The following is a 13,341-nucleotide window of genomic DNA, read 5'->3' on the forward strand; positions in this document are numbered from 1 at the left end:
CCCGATTCCGGGAACATCGCGCCGAGTTCGGCATAGGTGAGTGCGATGGCCAGAATGACCACGGCTCCGATCACCCACGCGCAGATCGCAGCGGGACCGGCGATCTTGGCGGCTTTCCACGCGCCGAACAGCCAGCCGGAGCCGATGATCGACCCGAGGCCGGTAAACATCAGCGCGAACGGGCCGATATGTCGTTTTACAGAACTGCTCACGTCATCTCCTCATGTCCAGATCGCGAGATATCGCTGCGGGTTGCGCGGCGATTCTCGTCGTCGTTACGGGCATTCGCGCTGGCTTTTACATGCATGACACGCGTGTTATGCGCGATGCGTGGCCGCCTGCGGATAGCGGCGGCAAGGCCTGGCTTGAATGCCGAACGCGGATACTCGGGCGACGCAAACTTCACGTCCAATGCTGAATACACATAGCATCATGCGTAATTTGCATGAGGAGAGAAAAGATGCAGACAGGTCAGCAGATTCTGTCGCGCCATGCGCATTCAGGAGGCGGACATAACGGATCGACTGGCGGCGAAAGCGACGTATTTTTCCTCTTCGACGCCTGTGCATTCCAGCAACACAACGACAGCCATGTGTTCGCCCTCGGGTCGACGGAGTCCGAATGCGAATTGGCGCGGCGGCCGAAACTCCGTGCGCGACGAGTCGTAATTCGTGCTGCTCTCGCGCGCTGCCGCCGATGTTTATCGGTGTTTAAAGCATCTGTGCAAGCACGTTATTGCGCGCAATCCATTGATGCTTGATGACCGCGAGCATGTGCAGCACGACTAGCCCCGCCAGCACGGCGCAACTTGCGCGATGAAACGCGAAGAGTTCCGCTGTCACCGTGCCTTGCTCAAACGGCGTCGGAATTTCGATCAGGCCGAAAAACGAATAGCCTTTGGGCACCATCAGATAGCCGCTCACGAGCACGGCGAAGATCGTCAGGTAGAGAAGGCGATGGACGCCATGTGCAATCGCGCGCTGCGTGAGAGAAACGCTTGGCAACTCGCGCGGTGCGACGCGCACGCAAGCCCACCAGACGCGCAGGGGAAACAGCACGATCAGCACGGTGGCGATCGACATGTTCAGGCGCGAGAGCAACTCGCGCAGCGGGCCATCGGCAAGCTGTGCGAGCGTGTAGCCCGCCACCGTGGCGTACAGAATCGCGGCCGCGAAGATCCAGTGCAGCAGGCGTGCGAGGCCGTCGTATCGGTTGGCAGCAGGACCGGTTTTGTCCGCGTCAACTACGTTGGGCGCCAATGTACTTTCGACCGTTTCCATCCGCTGCGTGCCGATTGAAAAGTGCAAATGATAATCAACTGCATTGACAATTTGATTACGCCGAGGATTTCACGGCACGTTGACGCGTGCGCTGCGCTCGTACCCTGTCTATGCCGCGCCGCCCATGCGCGGCGTTTTTTTCGCTGCGGTAGTCTGCTAGCGCGTCACTCACACGCGGCCTCAGCCACAGTCAGCGGCACGCCGCGCGCTTTCCCCATTCAAGGAGCAGACGATGCCAACGATGCAGGCAGTGCAGGTAGCGAATGCAGGCGGACCACTCGAACTCGTCGAGCGGGATATCCCGGAACCGGACGCGGGCCACGTGCTGATCAAGGTGCAGGCGTGCGGCATCTGCCACAGCGACTCGCTGACGAAAGAGGGCCACTGGCCCGGTTTGCAGTTCCCGCGCGTGCCCGGCCACGAGATCGCGGGCGTGATCGAGCGCACGGGCGCGGGTGTCGAAGGCTGGAGCGTGGGCCAGCGCGTCGGCGTGGGCTGGCATGGCGGTCATTGCGGCCATTGCGAGCGCTGCCGCCACGGCGACTTCGTGCTCTGCCAGAACGCACAGGTTCCCGGCATCAGCTACGACGGCGGCTACGCGCAATACATGGTGGCGCCGCAGGAAGTGCTCGCGCGTATGCCCGACGATCTCGCCGATGTCGACGCCGCGCCGCTGCTCTGCGCCGGCATCACCACGTTCAACGCGCTGCGCCACAGCGGCGCGCGCGCGGGCGACGTGGCGGCGATCCTCGGCATCGGCGGGCTGGGTCATCTTGGCGTGCAGTTCGCGCGCAAGATGGGCTTCGTGACGGTGGCGATCGCGCGCGGTCAGGACAAGGCGCCGCTTGCGAAGCAACTGGGCGCGCATCACTACATCGACAGTTCGGCGCAGAACGTCGGCGAAAGCCTGCAGGCGCTGGGCGGCGCGCGCGTCATTCTGGCGACCGTCACGAACGGCGAGGCCATGAGCGCGGCGCTCGCGGGTCTCGGCGTCGACGGCAAGCTGATCATGGTGGGCGTGGCGCAGGAGCCGGTGGAAGTGCCCGTGATGCAGTTCATCATGGGGCGTCAGTCGGTGCAGGGCTGGCCGTCCGGGACGGCGGCGGATTCGCAGGAAACGCTGGCGTTCAGCGCGATCTCGGACGTGAGGCCGATGATCGAGGAGTATCCGCTCGAGCGCGCCGCCGAAGCTTACGACCGCATGATGAGCGGCAAGGCGCGTTTTCGCGTGGTGCTGACGCCGGGTAAGCACTAGGGCCGATGCGGGGCGGCGGCGCCGCTGCCTGTCGCGCGAAGGCAGCGGGACGGGACCTGGACGACGGGCGCTCCGCGAAGGGCACAGGCCCGGGCGGCATCGGTCACGCGCGTTTGTGCAATGACCGATGCCTCGGGGGCGCCCGGCGCGCGATTGCCGGGATTAATTGCGCTCCGGCAGGAACCAGTTCATCACGAGGGCGCAGAGGCCGCCCGTCGCCACGCCCGATTCCAGCACGTTCTTCAGCGCGTGCGGCAGGCTGGTGAGAATCTCCGGCACCTGCGAGACGCCCAGACCCAGCGCCAGCGACACCGCGATGATCAGCAGCGCGCGGCGGTCGAGCTTGACACCCGCGAGAATGTTGATGCCCGACGCGGCCACTGCGCCGAACATCACCATCGCCGCGCCGCCCAGCACCGGCTCGGGCACGGCCTGCAGCACGCCCGCGACGGGCGGAAAGAGGCCGAGCACCACGAGCATGCCCGCGATCCACACGCCCACGTGACGGCTGGCGATACCGGTCAACTGGATCACGCCATTGTTCTGCGCGAACACGGAACTCGGGAACGTGTTGAACACGCCGGCCAGCAGCGAATTCGCGCCATTGACCAGCACGCCGCCCTTGATCCGTCGCATCCACAACGGCCCTTCCACGGGTTCGCGCGAGATCTTGCTGGTGGCCGTCACATCGCCGATCGCTTCGAGCGAGGTGACGAGATAGATGATCAGCATCGGCACGAACAGCGACCACGAGAAGCCGATGCCGAAGTGCAATGGCGTCGGGATCTGGAACAGCGCGGCTTCGCGCGCGCCCGTGAAGTCGAGCCTGCCGAGCGCGGCGGCCACGAGATAGCCGACCACGAGAGCAATGACCAGTGCCGTGCTGCGCACCCAGACGATGGGCACGCGGTTGAGCAGAATGATGGTGCCTAGCACGACGCCCGACAGCGTGAGATTGTCGACGCTCGCGAAATTGCCCTTGGCGATGGCGCCGTAGCCGCCGCCCATGCTGATGAGGCCCACCTTGATGAGCGTGAGGCCGATCAGCAGCACCACGATGCCGGTGACGAGCGGCGTGATCAGCCGCTTGATGAAGGGCAGGATGCGCGAGACGGCCATTTCGACGAACGAACCCGCGATGACCACGCCGAAGATCGCGGCCATCACGGTTTGGACCGGGGTGCCCTGCTTGACCATCAGGCTGCCGCCGGCGATCAGCGGGCCGACGAAGTTGAAGCTCGTGCCCTGCACGATAAGCAGCCCCGCGCCGAGCGGGCCGAAGAGGCGGCATTGCAGGAACGTGGCGATGCCCGAAATCACGAGCGACATCGACACGATCAGCGTGGTGTCGCGGCTGGAGACGCCGAGCGACTGGCAGATCAACAGGCCGGGTGTCACGATCGGCACGAGGATGGCCAGCAGATGCTGGAGCGCGGCCACGAAGGCGAGCGTGGGCGCAGGCCGGTCGTCGGGGCCGTAGACGAGGTCGCGGGCGGCGGGGGCGTCGTCGGGGACGTGATGAACCGGTTGTGGCGGGTGTTGCGTGGGCGAAGCGGGTTGCATCGGGAAAGGCCGGAAGGAAGAAAACCCGGGATTTTAACGGGTAGTGTTGAGGGCGCGAACGAAATGACCTCAGCGGACCGGGATTCACGGTGCGCAGGCACCCCGAGGCGATGCGCCGACGAGTCAAGTTTCCGCCACGGCCCACACGCATCCGATTCGATATGGAATCCTTATAAAGGAGGCGCGGGCCATAAGCTATCCCGCTTCCAATAGCGCATCAGACGGACAATCCTCCGACAAATACGGTAAAAAAGATCGGGTACGGATTTCGCTAAACTTTGGCGGCGTCGGGCCGTTAAGAGGGCATCGCACTCAACTGAAGCTAACGTGTCCTTGCTCATCGGCTCCGCTCGCCCCGCCTCGCGCCCGCAGATCTTCATGACCGGCTTCCAGCCGACCCATGCGGAACCGTCGGTCGTCGAATGGCTCCTGCATGACGACCAGGTCATGCGCGAGTGCTTCGGTCACGCGACCGGCATCCTCAAGTTCGTGACGGGCGCCGCCTATACCACGGTGACGCTGCTCGACGCCGCACATCAGCATTTTTGCGGCGATCTGGGCGCGCTGGTGACGAACACGCCGCGCGACAGCTCGCTGAGCGAACACGCGTTGCGCAACGGCAGCGTGTTCGTCGTCGAGGACACGCGCGAGCGCGACGACGTACAAAGCTGCGCGCTCGTGCGGTATCCGCCGCATGTGCGCTTTTTTGCGGGAGTGCCGATCCGCCTGCCCGACGGCGAGCCGATCGGCGCGCTCTGCGCGATGGACCCCGAGCCGCGCCGCATGGATGCAAACGCGCGCGGCGTGCTGCGCCACCTGGGCGAGATGATCGAGAACGATCTGCGCCTGCGCATGGCCTCCGCCGTCGATCCGCTCACGCAACTGTTCAACCGCCGCAGCACGCTGGAAAGCGTGCATCGTCGCTGGCAGGACGCGCCGGATGGCGAGGGCGTCGGTTCGGTGATGGTCGATATCGACTGGTTCAAGCAGTACAACGACACCTACGGCCACCCGGCCGGCGACGGCTGCCTGCGCGCCGTCGCGGCAGTGCTGCGCGAGGCCGCCGACGAGCACAACATGATCGCGGGCCGCGTGGGCGGCGAGGAGTTCGCGCTGTTGCTCACCGGTGTCGAGCGCGCGGAAATGGGCTACGCGCTGGAGCGCGTGCGCGCGGGCGTGGAGCGGCTGGGTATCGAGCATCGCGGCTCGCCGCTTGGCGTCGTCACGCTGAGCATGGGCGCGACGCACACCTGGCGCCATGCGCCCGGCGATCATGGTTATCGCGAGGCGTTCGGCGTGGCCGATGACGCGCTCTACGAGGCCAAGAAAGACGGGCGCAATTGCGTCCGGTTCGCGTAAAAAACGGTTGAAATTCCGGCGGGCTGCGTTTCAGACACGCGCTGGCAACTCCCCCGACGTCATCTCGAACTGCAGCGCCGCAAGTTGCGCGTAGAGCGGCGAGCTGTGCAGCAGTTCCGCGTGACGGCCCTGCGCGACGATGCGCCCGTGCTCCATGACGACGATGCGGTCGGCCTGCTGCACGGTGGCCAGACGATGCGCGATCACGAGCGTCGTGCGGTTCTGCGCGGCGTTGTCGAGCGCGGTCTGCACGAGCCGCTCGCTTGCCGCATCGAGCGCACTGGTGGCCTCGTCGAGCAGCAGGATCGGCGGGTTCTTGAGAATCGCCCGCGCAATCGCCAGACGTTGCCGCTGGCCACCCGAAAAACGCACCCCGCGTTCGCCCAGAAACGTATCGTAGCCTTGCGGCAAAGCCTCGATGAATCCCGCGGCGGCGGCCATGTCGGCGGCGCGCCGAACTTCGGCGAGGGACGCGTGCGGCATGCCATAGCGAATGTTGTCGAGCACGCTGCCCGAAAAAATCACCGATTCCTGCAACACCACGCCGATCGACTGGCGCAACGCGTTGAGCGAGACCTGTTGCGTGGGCACGCCGTTGATCAGGATCTGGCCGGATTGCGGATCGTAAAAGCGCAGCAGCAGCTGAAACAGCGTGGTCTTGCCCGCGCCCGAAGGCCCGACCAGCGCGACATGCTCGCCCGCCCGCACGTCGAGCGTGAATCCGCTCAGCGCGGCCACGCCCGGCCGCGACGGATACGAAAAGCTCACGTTGTCGAAGCGGATCCCGTCACCGTGCGCGGGCAGCGGCACAGTCGTTGCGGCCTCAACGACCGGTGAGCGCGCGGTCAGCAATTGCAGCAGGCGCTCGGTGGCGCCGGCGGCGCGTTGCAGATCGCCCCACACCTCGGCGACGGCGCCCACGGCGCCTGCCGTGAAGACCGCGTAGAGGATGAACTGCGACAACTGGCCCGCCGTCATGCGCCCGGCCAGCACAGCCTGGGCGCCGAGCCACAGCACGAACACGATGGCGGCGAATACGAAAACGATGACCACGGCGGTCAGGCTCGCCCGCGCGCGGATACGCGTGAGTGCCGTGTCGAAGGCCGTTTCCACCGCGCCGCCAAAGCGCCGGGTCTCAAACGCTTCCTGCGTGTACGACTGCACGGTGGGCATGGCGTTGAGCACTTCGCCCGCGAGTGCGCTCGCGTTGGCGACCTTGTCCTGGCTCGCGCGCGAAAGCTTGCGCACGCGCCGACCGAAGATGACGATGGGCGCGACCACCACCACGAGCGTCGCGATGATGTAGCCGGACAGCACCGGACTGGTGGCGACCAGCATCGACACGCCGCCGATCGTCAGCAGCGCGTTGCGCAAGCCGAGCGACAGGCTCGTGCCCACGACAGCCTGGATGAGCGTCGTGTCGGTCGTGAGGCGCGAGAGGACTTCGCCGGTCTGCGTGGTTTCGAAGAACTCGGGGCTCATGCGCATCACGTGGTCGTAGACGGCGCGCCGCAAATCGGCCGTGACCCGTTCGCCCAGCCATGAAACCCAATAGAAGCGCAGGGCTGTCGCCGCCGCGAGTATCAACGAGACGATAAATAGCGCGATGAAATAGCGATCGATATGCGTGCGGTCGCCGCTGGCGAAACCCCGGTCGATCAGGTATTTGAAGGCGACGGGCAAGGCCAGCGTCGCGCCCGCCGAGGTCAGGAGCGCGAGAAACGCAAGCGCCCAACGTCCGGCATAAGGCCGCAGAAAGGGCAGTAGCGCGAAGAGCGGAGCGACGCGTGTCGAGCGGGGAACGGCATCTGGCATGAAGTTTCCTTGCCGTGGCGAAGGGGCTGTCGATTGAAGGAGGGACGGAAGGAAAGACGGGCGCCGGTGTCCGGCATCAGCGGTGATTATCGTTCACTGAGCGTGCAGACAGCTTTCAGTTAGCACGCAGTTATGAAACATTCATGGTTAAGTCAGCGATATGACATGAATACGCCGTGACACCCATAATTGCGCCGAACCTTTCGTGGGAGAGAGAGGCGAAGCCGCCTCCGCCGAAGGCGCAAACTCCCGGAATCGCTCAGGCAGACGTACCACGAAAGATATTCGCCGACTGGAGAGAGGCTGCGATTTTCACTGCCGGAGTCGATCAGGATTTGAATACCGCAGTGAGTTTTGTGCTGGGTTTGGCGTTGCATCTGATCGCCATCTGGCGAGGCTGGCGCTTGCCTGCTTTCGACGAAAGCGACGGGCTAGAAGCGAATCGGCATGACGCCTTGCATGAATGATCCCAGGGCGGACAGGCTGAAAAAGCCGCTATTTAGAGGACTCGCAAGCCTGTTGCCCCAGCCAAGGCGCTGATGAAAATCGCGTGCACCGCACGTGGATGATGCACGCGATCTGCTTATTGCTTGCCGCAGAGTAAGAGCATGCGTTCCTGGTCCGTGCAGGGCCGTCCATTGGCGCTTTGCTCGGTAGTGGCGTGCTGCGCGGCGCCGGTGCCGCCAGCCGCCTGCATCGCCGCGCGATGGGCGAAACACGCCTTCAGGCGCCGTTCGACCGGCTGATAGTATTGCCAGCCTTTACCGAGCCCGGGCAGTTCGAGCTTCACCTGTTTCCATTTCGGGTGGCCATGCTCCTGAAGATTGTCGAAGTTCTCGCATAGCGAATCGGCAAAGCGCCTCAGGTTGCCGACGGTATCGCGCAGATTGTAGTCATAGGTGACCAGAAAGGCCTTGACCGTCCAGGTCGGCACGTCTTCCTTCAGCCAGTTCGGATAGCTCGAAGTGTGGATCGTCGCGGGGAAGTAGGTTTGCTTCGCGCGCGCCGTTTCGGGGGCGTTCGGATCGACACGCAGGAAACGGATCTGCTGCAGCAGATTGGGGTTCATGTCGGTGAAGAGTTTCGCGGGCTGCCCGGCGACGATGATCGCCACGTCGATCTTCTTGACGATCAGCGCGGCCAGTGCGTCTTCGTTGCTCAAGTGCTGCACGTTCTGCTCGGGAATCGACTGGCCGAACATCAGGCGGTACAGCGTCGTGGCCGATTGCGCGGTGCCGCTGCCAATCAGCCCGACGCTGATCGTCTTGTCCTTGATCTCATTGATCGCCTTCATCGGCGAGTCGTTACGTACGACGAAATAAATCTCCTCGTCGTAGAGCGGCATGATGAGACGCAGCGGCCGTATCGTCGTGCCCGCGTCCTCATTGCCTGAATTGGCCATGTCGACATAGGCCTGATAGACGTCGGACTGCACCAGCGCGAGTTTCACGCCGGGTTCGAAGCGCATGCGCTGCACGTTTTCCGCAGAGCCTTTCGAGGGCAGCACTTCAAGGTCGATGCCGGCCGGCTGGGCCACCCATTTCGAGAGATCCTGGCCGATCTGGATATAGGTGCCGCGCTCCGGCCCGGTCGTGATCTTGTAGTGCGCGTCGGCTGGCGCGGCGACGGCGAGCGTCGAGAAAAGCAGGGCGATCAGGCCCGCCAGTGCCGCTAGAGTCGTCTTCAGCATGTATCTCTCCCGCTCGGGATGTGATGGAAGGCTGACTTCGATAAAAGGAGAAACCGGCTTAGTGGGTCGCGCCAGAAGGCGTGGCTTGCTTCCAGCCGTTTTGCAGGATCGCTTGCTGGCGGGCATCGACAGCGTTTTCGCCGCTCGCCGGCGTCGCGTTGGTGGCTGCAGTCGCCGATGCTTGCGGCGCCCAGGCCGTCGACAGAATGGCGCGCTCCATCAAGGATTGCGCCTGCTCGCTGCTCGAATCGATTGCGAGCGCTTCCGATGCCTGTTGCTGCACGCAGGCCCAGTTATTCTGGTTCGCGCATTGGTTTGCGTTTTGCAGCGCATTGTCGCGACGTTGCTCGCGCCCTGCGATATCGCGCCGGATTGCCTGCGCGTCGGCGTTGCCTGCATCGCTGGACAGCGCGGCATTGTCGGCGGCCTTTGCATCGGACAAATTGTTTGCCGCGAGACCCGCGTGCGCGGCGCGCAGGCTGTCGGGGACATCCTTGAATTGAGGCACGGCGACGGGCCTCGGCGTGTCGGCTTGCTGCGCGGTATCGGGGGGATGGGCGGTATTGGCGTTATTGTCGGAAGGCGCCACCCCCTTCGCGAGTTGCCGTGGCAGGTAGGGCAGGATCGAGCCGACCAGCGAGTGCGCGCCTTGTTCGTCGCCCGCGCTGTCGGGCTTGCGGTTGCCGCCCAGGATCAGATACGCCGCATAGGCCAGCGCGAGAAACAGGAAGACGAGCAGGACGACTTTGGGAAAGCTGCGCCGCCCGATCTGGCCGGGCGACGATTCATGTTCGATCGCCGTGTGATGCTGGAATTCGGGCTTCACCGACGGATGATCGATCGCCGGTACGGCAGGTGCTCGCGAGGCGACGGACGGCAGGGATGGGTTTCTGGAGCGCACGCGTAGCGCGGCCCTTTCGAGCGGACGCTTCGCGCCGCAATAAGGGCAGCTATCGACGTACTCCTTGAGCATACCGCCACAGTGTTTGCACGCTGCGGGGAAATGCTGGTCATGAATAGTCTGAGCGGACATGCTGTAGCCCCACCGTGATGGCGATGCCATGTCGGCATGCTCAGGATCGTTGTTGAAGCGATCGGCTAACAATCGCGGAACTCACGATCTACATGCGCAGGAAAACCTGGAAAGCGGCGGCTCGGACCGGCGCAGCCGCTTGAAGAAAATATGGGGGGTTTCCCACATTGCGTCAATCGCCGTTGTTACCTAGCGCACATAAACCTTGCGCAGATGGCGGATTCAGCTTGCAGGAAGGCTATTTTGGCGCAGTCGCGATACGGAAAGACCGTCTCTTTGTTCAGAAGAAATGATTCACGGTGTCAACCACACAATTAAAATGCAAACGTTTGCTCTCTATGTACAGACAAATAACTCAGAATTCATATTCGTGTGATGTGATAAGCAGTCCATCGTATGGTAGGATTTTTCGCATCCGATGACTGCCGCAAACAGCGTTGGATACCCGGGCTGCCGCGTCACACGATACGGCGGCTTTTTTTGTGCACGCATACGGGGCACACATAAAAATAATTCAAATCGACCTCATGTCCGGACAGCTTGCCGGATAGAGAGCGTCGCGATAAAAAATGAAAACGACCGAATTCATGGTTCGTTTCCCGGGGCGTGGAAACGATCAAGCGCGTTACAGCGTCATCGTCGTACAGGGTGTCAGTGTCACCTTCATTCGAATCGGCTCTTCGGAAAAGCCGTTTTCGCTCATTGTGCCGAGAGTGCACGACGAAACGTTTGCGCATGCACCTGCGGAAGTTCTTGCGCGGCTGGCAATAGCGCAGGTGATCTACACGGAACTTTTCGAAGCGCATCCGCAGGCCACAATCGATCTCGCGGTTCACGGCCCGCTCTGGGATGGCGATCTGGATGCGGGTCAGTGGGAGCACGGCATGGCCGACCCGGCGCCCGGGTCCGCGGAGCCGCGAGAGCACGAAGCCGCGCCAGTCGCCCGGCAACACGTAGAGGCCAAAGCGGTCCATACTAACCCGCTCACTCGTCTGATGAATATGACGAGGCGTTACCGCGTCAATATGTCCGACATGCCCCTTTAACTCGCAAACGTTTTCTATGATTAATTTGTCGCGCGAGCGTGACAGTTGGGGCGGTTCTGAACAAATTTAAAAATAAAAACCGGATGGATAAAAAGTATAATCCGGCGCGCGCCACGTTTGTGATCATTGCGCAAAACCTCGGTCGCTGCCCGAATGGTGTTCAGGGCCGTTTTCCCAGTTCTGCAGTCGCAATGTGCGCCGCCCGGCCGTGCGCATCGAGATTTCATGAATTCCACGCCTGCACCGCAATGGCTGCCGTTCCTGTCGTTCTTTTCGCAGGAGCTGACGCAAAACCTGACACCCCGGCTCCTCAGCCAGCTCATGCGTGGCGCGGGCGCGCAGTTCGCCGTTCAATACGCGCTGGCGGACGCGGGCACCGTCGCCGAGATGCAGGACGCGATGAATCGGGTCTGGAGCGCAATCGCCTGGGGCGTGGTCGAAATTCGCGAGGCCCAGGACTGGCTCGTGATGACGCACTACCACGCGCCGCTCAAGGCGGCGTTCGGCCCGGAAAATGTGGCGTGGGCCGGGGCTTTCCTCGAAGGGGTCTACGAAACGTGGATGCATCGGCTGGGCGCCGATCCCCAACTGCGAATGACCACAGCCGGTCCCGCAGATGCGTCGGGAACGATGGTTTTTCTTTTCGGCAAGTAAAAGAGAAGTAAAAAAGGAAGTAAAGGGCAAGTGGAGACAAGCGAGTTGTGCGGATGCGCATGACGCGCATTGGTTGACAGCACAACGAATACGACGGGGTCGACGCATGAGCGGTGCTTCGGATATTGCGAAACTTTTCGAGGTAGCAGGCGGAAGTCCAGCGCAGTACCGGGAAGTGGAGAGGACGGAGCAGATCGAAGGTGCGCGTGGGCGTTGGTCCGCGCACGCCGATACCGATACTGAACCCGACCGCGCCGCGCAGGACGATGCCGGTCTCGATGCGTCGCAGCCGCTGATTGCATGGTCCATTGCCGCTGTCGCGTCCGAGCCGCCCCCGGTCGTGCTGGCCGTCCAGACGCCGCCCGCCATCGAAGCCGCCGTTCAACCCGAGGCCCACGCCCAGCCTCAAGCCGAGGTTTTCCCGCCCGCCGCGATTCAACCCGACGCTGAACCCACTGTTCAACCCGCTCCCGAGCCCGCCACCCCCACGCCGCAGTCCGCCACGCTTGGCAGCGTGTTTGCGCGCCTCATGGAACGCAACGAGCCTCGGGCTGACGTTACGCCACGCGGAGAGCCATGATCGTCGTCGCGGTCGTTTCCGCCAAGGGCGGCGTGGGCAAAAGCACGATAGCCGCCAATCTGGCCGTCGCGCTGAGCCGTCACGCGCGCACGGTGATGGCCGTCGATCTCGATCCCCAGAACGCCCTGCATTTGCACCTTGGCGGTCAGCCGCAGGACATCGGCGGTCTGTCGCGCGCGAGCGTGGCCGGCACGGCATGGGGCGACGTTGCCACGCGTGCCGCGTCGGGCGTGCGCGTGCTGCCTTTTGGTCAGATCAATGAAGCCGATTTGCCGACGCTGGAGCGCCGCATCGCCGTCGATCTGCACTGGCTCCCGACCCATCTGCGCAGCCTCGATCTGCCTGACGATGCCGTTGTGATCCTGGACACGCCGCCGGGTGTTTCCAATTACCTTCGCCAGGTGCTGGCCACAGCCGATCTGGTGATCTCCGTCGTGCTGGCCGATGCGGCGTCTTATGCCACGTTGCCGCAGATCGACAATCTGATCCGCCGTCATCACGGCGCGCGACCCGACAGCCGCGAATCCGTGTGCATCGTCAATCAGGTCGAAGCGACGAGCCGCCTGTCGCGCGAATCGCTGCAGTTGATCGAAGGCGTTCCCGGCAAGCGCGTGCTGGGCCGCGTGCGGTTGGATCGCTCGGTGAGCGAGGCGTTGGCGCGCGGGCAAACCGTCGTCGAGTCCTCGCAGGACAGCGTGGGCCGCCAGGACCTGATGGCGTGCGCCGAACGGGTATTGCAGCTTTTGCCGCCGCTCGGCCAGCAGCCTTCTGACGCGGCAGAAATGGCAGAAGCGGCAGAAATGGCAGAAGCGGCAGAAGCGGCAGAAGCGGCAGAAGCGGCAGAAGCGGCAGAAGCGGCAGAAGCGGCAGAAGCGGCAGAAGCGGCAGAAGCGGATAAGCCGGGCGCGCCCGCCGAAACGACGGTCGTAACAGGCGACGACGGCCGCCCCGATGTGCAAGCCGCGAAGAACTCGCGCAGAGCGGGCGTGTATCGGTTGATGGCGGTACTGCTGTGTGCGGTGCTGGTGCTTCTGATCGTGCTGTGGATCAGGACGCGCTAGGGAAC

12 protein-coding genes, 1 pseudogene and 1 riboswitch are annotated in these 13,341 nt (G+C 63.5%); of the genes and pseudogenes, 7 read left to right on the plus strand and 6 right to left on the minus strand.

Annotated features, from left to right (window positions below):
* A pseudogene (locus tag B0G62_RS26075) lies at window positions 1-212 on the minus strand (amino acid:proton symporter); the annotation flags it as partial.
* 498 nt (window positions 213-710) lie between these two features.
* Window positions 711-1,280: a cytochrome b gene (locus tag B0G62_RS26080; RefSeq protein WP_103707067.1), complete on the minus strand. Its 570-nt coding sequence runs from the start codon at window positions 1,278-1,280 to the stop codon at window positions 711-713.
* Window positions 1,281-1,512: 232 nt separating this feature from the next.
* Between B0G62_RS26080 and B0G62_RS26085 the strand changes: the two genes are divergently transcribed.
* Entirely contained in the window at window positions 1,513-2,535 is a 1,023-nt protein-coding gene (locus tag B0G62_RS26085) for an alcohol dehydrogenase (protein WP_103707068.1), read from the plus strand.
* Window positions 2,536-2,697: 162 nt separating this feature from the next.
* Here the strand turns inward: B0G62_RS26085 and B0G62_RS26090 are convergent, their stop codons facing one another.
* Window positions 2,698-4,098 carry a uracil-xanthine permease family protein gene (locus B0G62_RS26090; protein ID WP_103707069.1) on the minus strand — a complete coding sequence of 467 codons (1,401 nt, stop codon included), beginning with the start codon at window positions 4,096-4,098 and terminating at the stop codon, window positions 2,698-2,700.
* A 327-nt stretch (window positions 4,099-4,425) separates the two neighbouring features.
* Between B0G62_RS26090 and B0G62_RS26095 the strand changes: the two genes are divergently transcribed.
* Window positions 4,426-5,457, plus strand: a complete 1,032-nt coding sequence (locus B0G62_RS26095; protein ID WP_244193376.1) for a sensor domain-containing diguanylate cyclase — start codon at window positions 4,426-4,428, stop codon at window positions 5,455-5,457.
* 30 nt (window positions 5,458-5,487) lie between these two features.
* Here B0G62_RS26095 and B0G62_RS26100 read toward each other — a convergent pair whose 3' ends face one another.
* Window positions 5,488-7,272, minus strand: a complete 1,785-nt coding sequence (locus tag B0G62_RS26100) for an ABC transporter transmembrane domain-containing protein (protein ID WP_103707070.1) — start codon at window positions 7,270-7,272, stop codon at window positions 5,488-5,490.
* A gap of 196 nt (window positions 7,273-7,468) precedes the next feature.
* Window positions 7,469-7,557, plus strand: a riboswitch (glycine riboswitch).
* 50 nt (window positions 7,558-7,607) lie between these two features.
* On the opposite strand from B0G62_RS26100, the gene B0G62_RS32520 reads away from it, so the two are divergent.
* Window positions 7,608-7,739, plus strand: a complete 132-nt coding sequence (locus tag B0G62_RS32520) for a hypothetical protein (protein WP_279629769.1) — start codon at window positions 7,608-7,610, stop codon at window positions 7,737-7,739.
* Window positions 7,740-7,855: 116 nt separating this feature from the next.
* On the opposite strand, the gene B0G62_RS26105 is transcribed toward B0G62_RS32520, so the two are convergent.
* Together B0G62_RS26105 and B0G62_RS26110 are read right to left on the minus strand one after the other, a co-directional pair.
* Window positions 7,856-8,962 (minus strand): TAXI family TRAP transporter solute-binding subunit, encoded by a 1,107-nt coding sequence (locus B0G62_RS26105; protein ID WP_103707071.1) that lies wholly within the window; start codon window positions 8,960-8,962, stop codon window positions 7,856-7,858.
* Window positions 8,963-9,020: 58 nt separating this feature from the next.
* Window positions 9,021-9,995 (minus strand): hypothetical protein, encoded by a 975-nt coding sequence (locus B0G62_RS26110; protein WP_146055363.1) that lies wholly within the window; start codon window positions 9,993-9,995, stop codon window positions 9,021-9,023.
* A 569-nt stretch (window positions 9,996-10,564) separates the two neighbouring features.
* Between B0G62_RS26110 and B0G62_RS26115 the strand changes: the two genes are divergently transcribed.
* From B0G62_RS26115 to bcsQ, 4 genes are all read left to right on the plus strand, one after another.
* Window positions 10,565-11,041, plus strand: a complete 477-nt coding sequence (locus tag B0G62_RS26115) for a hypothetical protein (RefSeq protein WP_103707073.1) — start codon at window positions 10,565-10,567, stop codon at window positions 11,039-11,041.
* A 225-nt stretch (window positions 11,042-11,266) separates the two neighbouring features.
* On the plus strand, window positions 11,267-11,695 hold the full coding sequence (gene bcsD, locus B0G62_RS26120) for a cellulose biosynthesis protein BcsD (RefSeq protein ID WP_103707074.1): 429 nt from the start codon (window positions 11,267-11,269) through the stop codon (window positions 11,693-11,695).
* A gap of 106 nt (window positions 11,696-11,801) precedes the next feature.
* Window positions 11,802-12,275, plus strand: coding sequence for a BcsR/BcsP family cellulose biosynthesis protein (bcsR, locus tag B0G62_RS26125; protein WP_103707075.1), 474 nt, complete (start codon window positions 11,802-11,804; stop codon window positions 12,273-12,275).
* Window positions 12,272-13,336, plus strand: coding sequence for a cellulose biosynthesis protein BcsQ (bcsQ, locus tag B0G62_RS26130; RefSeq protein WP_181315645.1), 1,065 nt, complete (start codon window positions 12,272-12,274; stop codon window positions 13,334-13,336). Before bcsR ends, bcsQ begins: the two co-directional genes overlap by 4 nt.
* Window positions 13,337-13,341 lie beyond the last annotated feature (5 nt).

The organism is Paraburkholderia eburnea (genome assembly GCF_002917095.1).
Classification (GTDB): domain Bacteria; phylum Pseudomonadota; class Gammaproteobacteria; order Burkholderiales; family Burkholderiaceae; genus Paraburkholderia; species Paraburkholderia eburnea.

Coding starts and splice junctions, on each gene's coding strand:
- B0G62_RS26110 (WP_146055363.1), bottom strand. CDS start 9,995: ATGTCCGCTCAGACTATTCATGACCAGCATTTCCCCGCAGCGTGCAAA.
- B0G62_RS26100 (WP_103707070.1), bottom strand. CDS start 7,272: ATGCCAGATGCCGTTCCCCGCTCGACACGCGTCGCTCCGCTCTTCGCG.
- B0G62_RS26115 (WP_103707073.1), top strand. CDS start 10,565: ATGAAAACGACCGAATTCATGGTTCGTTTCCCGGGGCGTGGAAACGAT.
- B0G62_RS26080 (WP_103707067.1), bottom strand. CDS start 1,280: ATGGAAACGGTCGAAAGTACATTGGCGCCCAACGTAGTTGACGCGGAC.
- B0G62_RS26105 (WP_103707071.1), bottom strand. CDS start 8,962: ATGCTGAAGACGACTCTAGCGGCACTGGCGGGCCTGATCGCCCTGCTT.
- B0G62_RS26085 (WP_103707068.1), top strand. CDS start 1,513: ATGCCAACGATGCAGGCAGTGCAGGTAGCGAATGCAGGCGGACCACTC.
- bcsQ (WP_181315645.1), top strand. CDS start 12,272: ATGATCGTCGTCGCGGTCGTTTCCGCCAAGGGCGGCGTGGGCAAAAGC.
- bcsR (WP_103707075.1), top strand. CDS start 11,802: ATGAGCGGTGCTTCGGATATTGCGAAACTTTTCGAGGTAGCAGGCGGA.
- bcsD (WP_103707074.1), top strand. CDS start 11,267: ATGAATTCCACGCCTGCACCGCAATGGCTGCCGTTCCTGTCGTTCTTT.
- B0G62_RS26090 (WP_103707069.1), bottom strand. CDS start 4,098: ATGCAACCCGCTTCGCCCACGCAACACCCGCCACAACCGGTTCATCAC.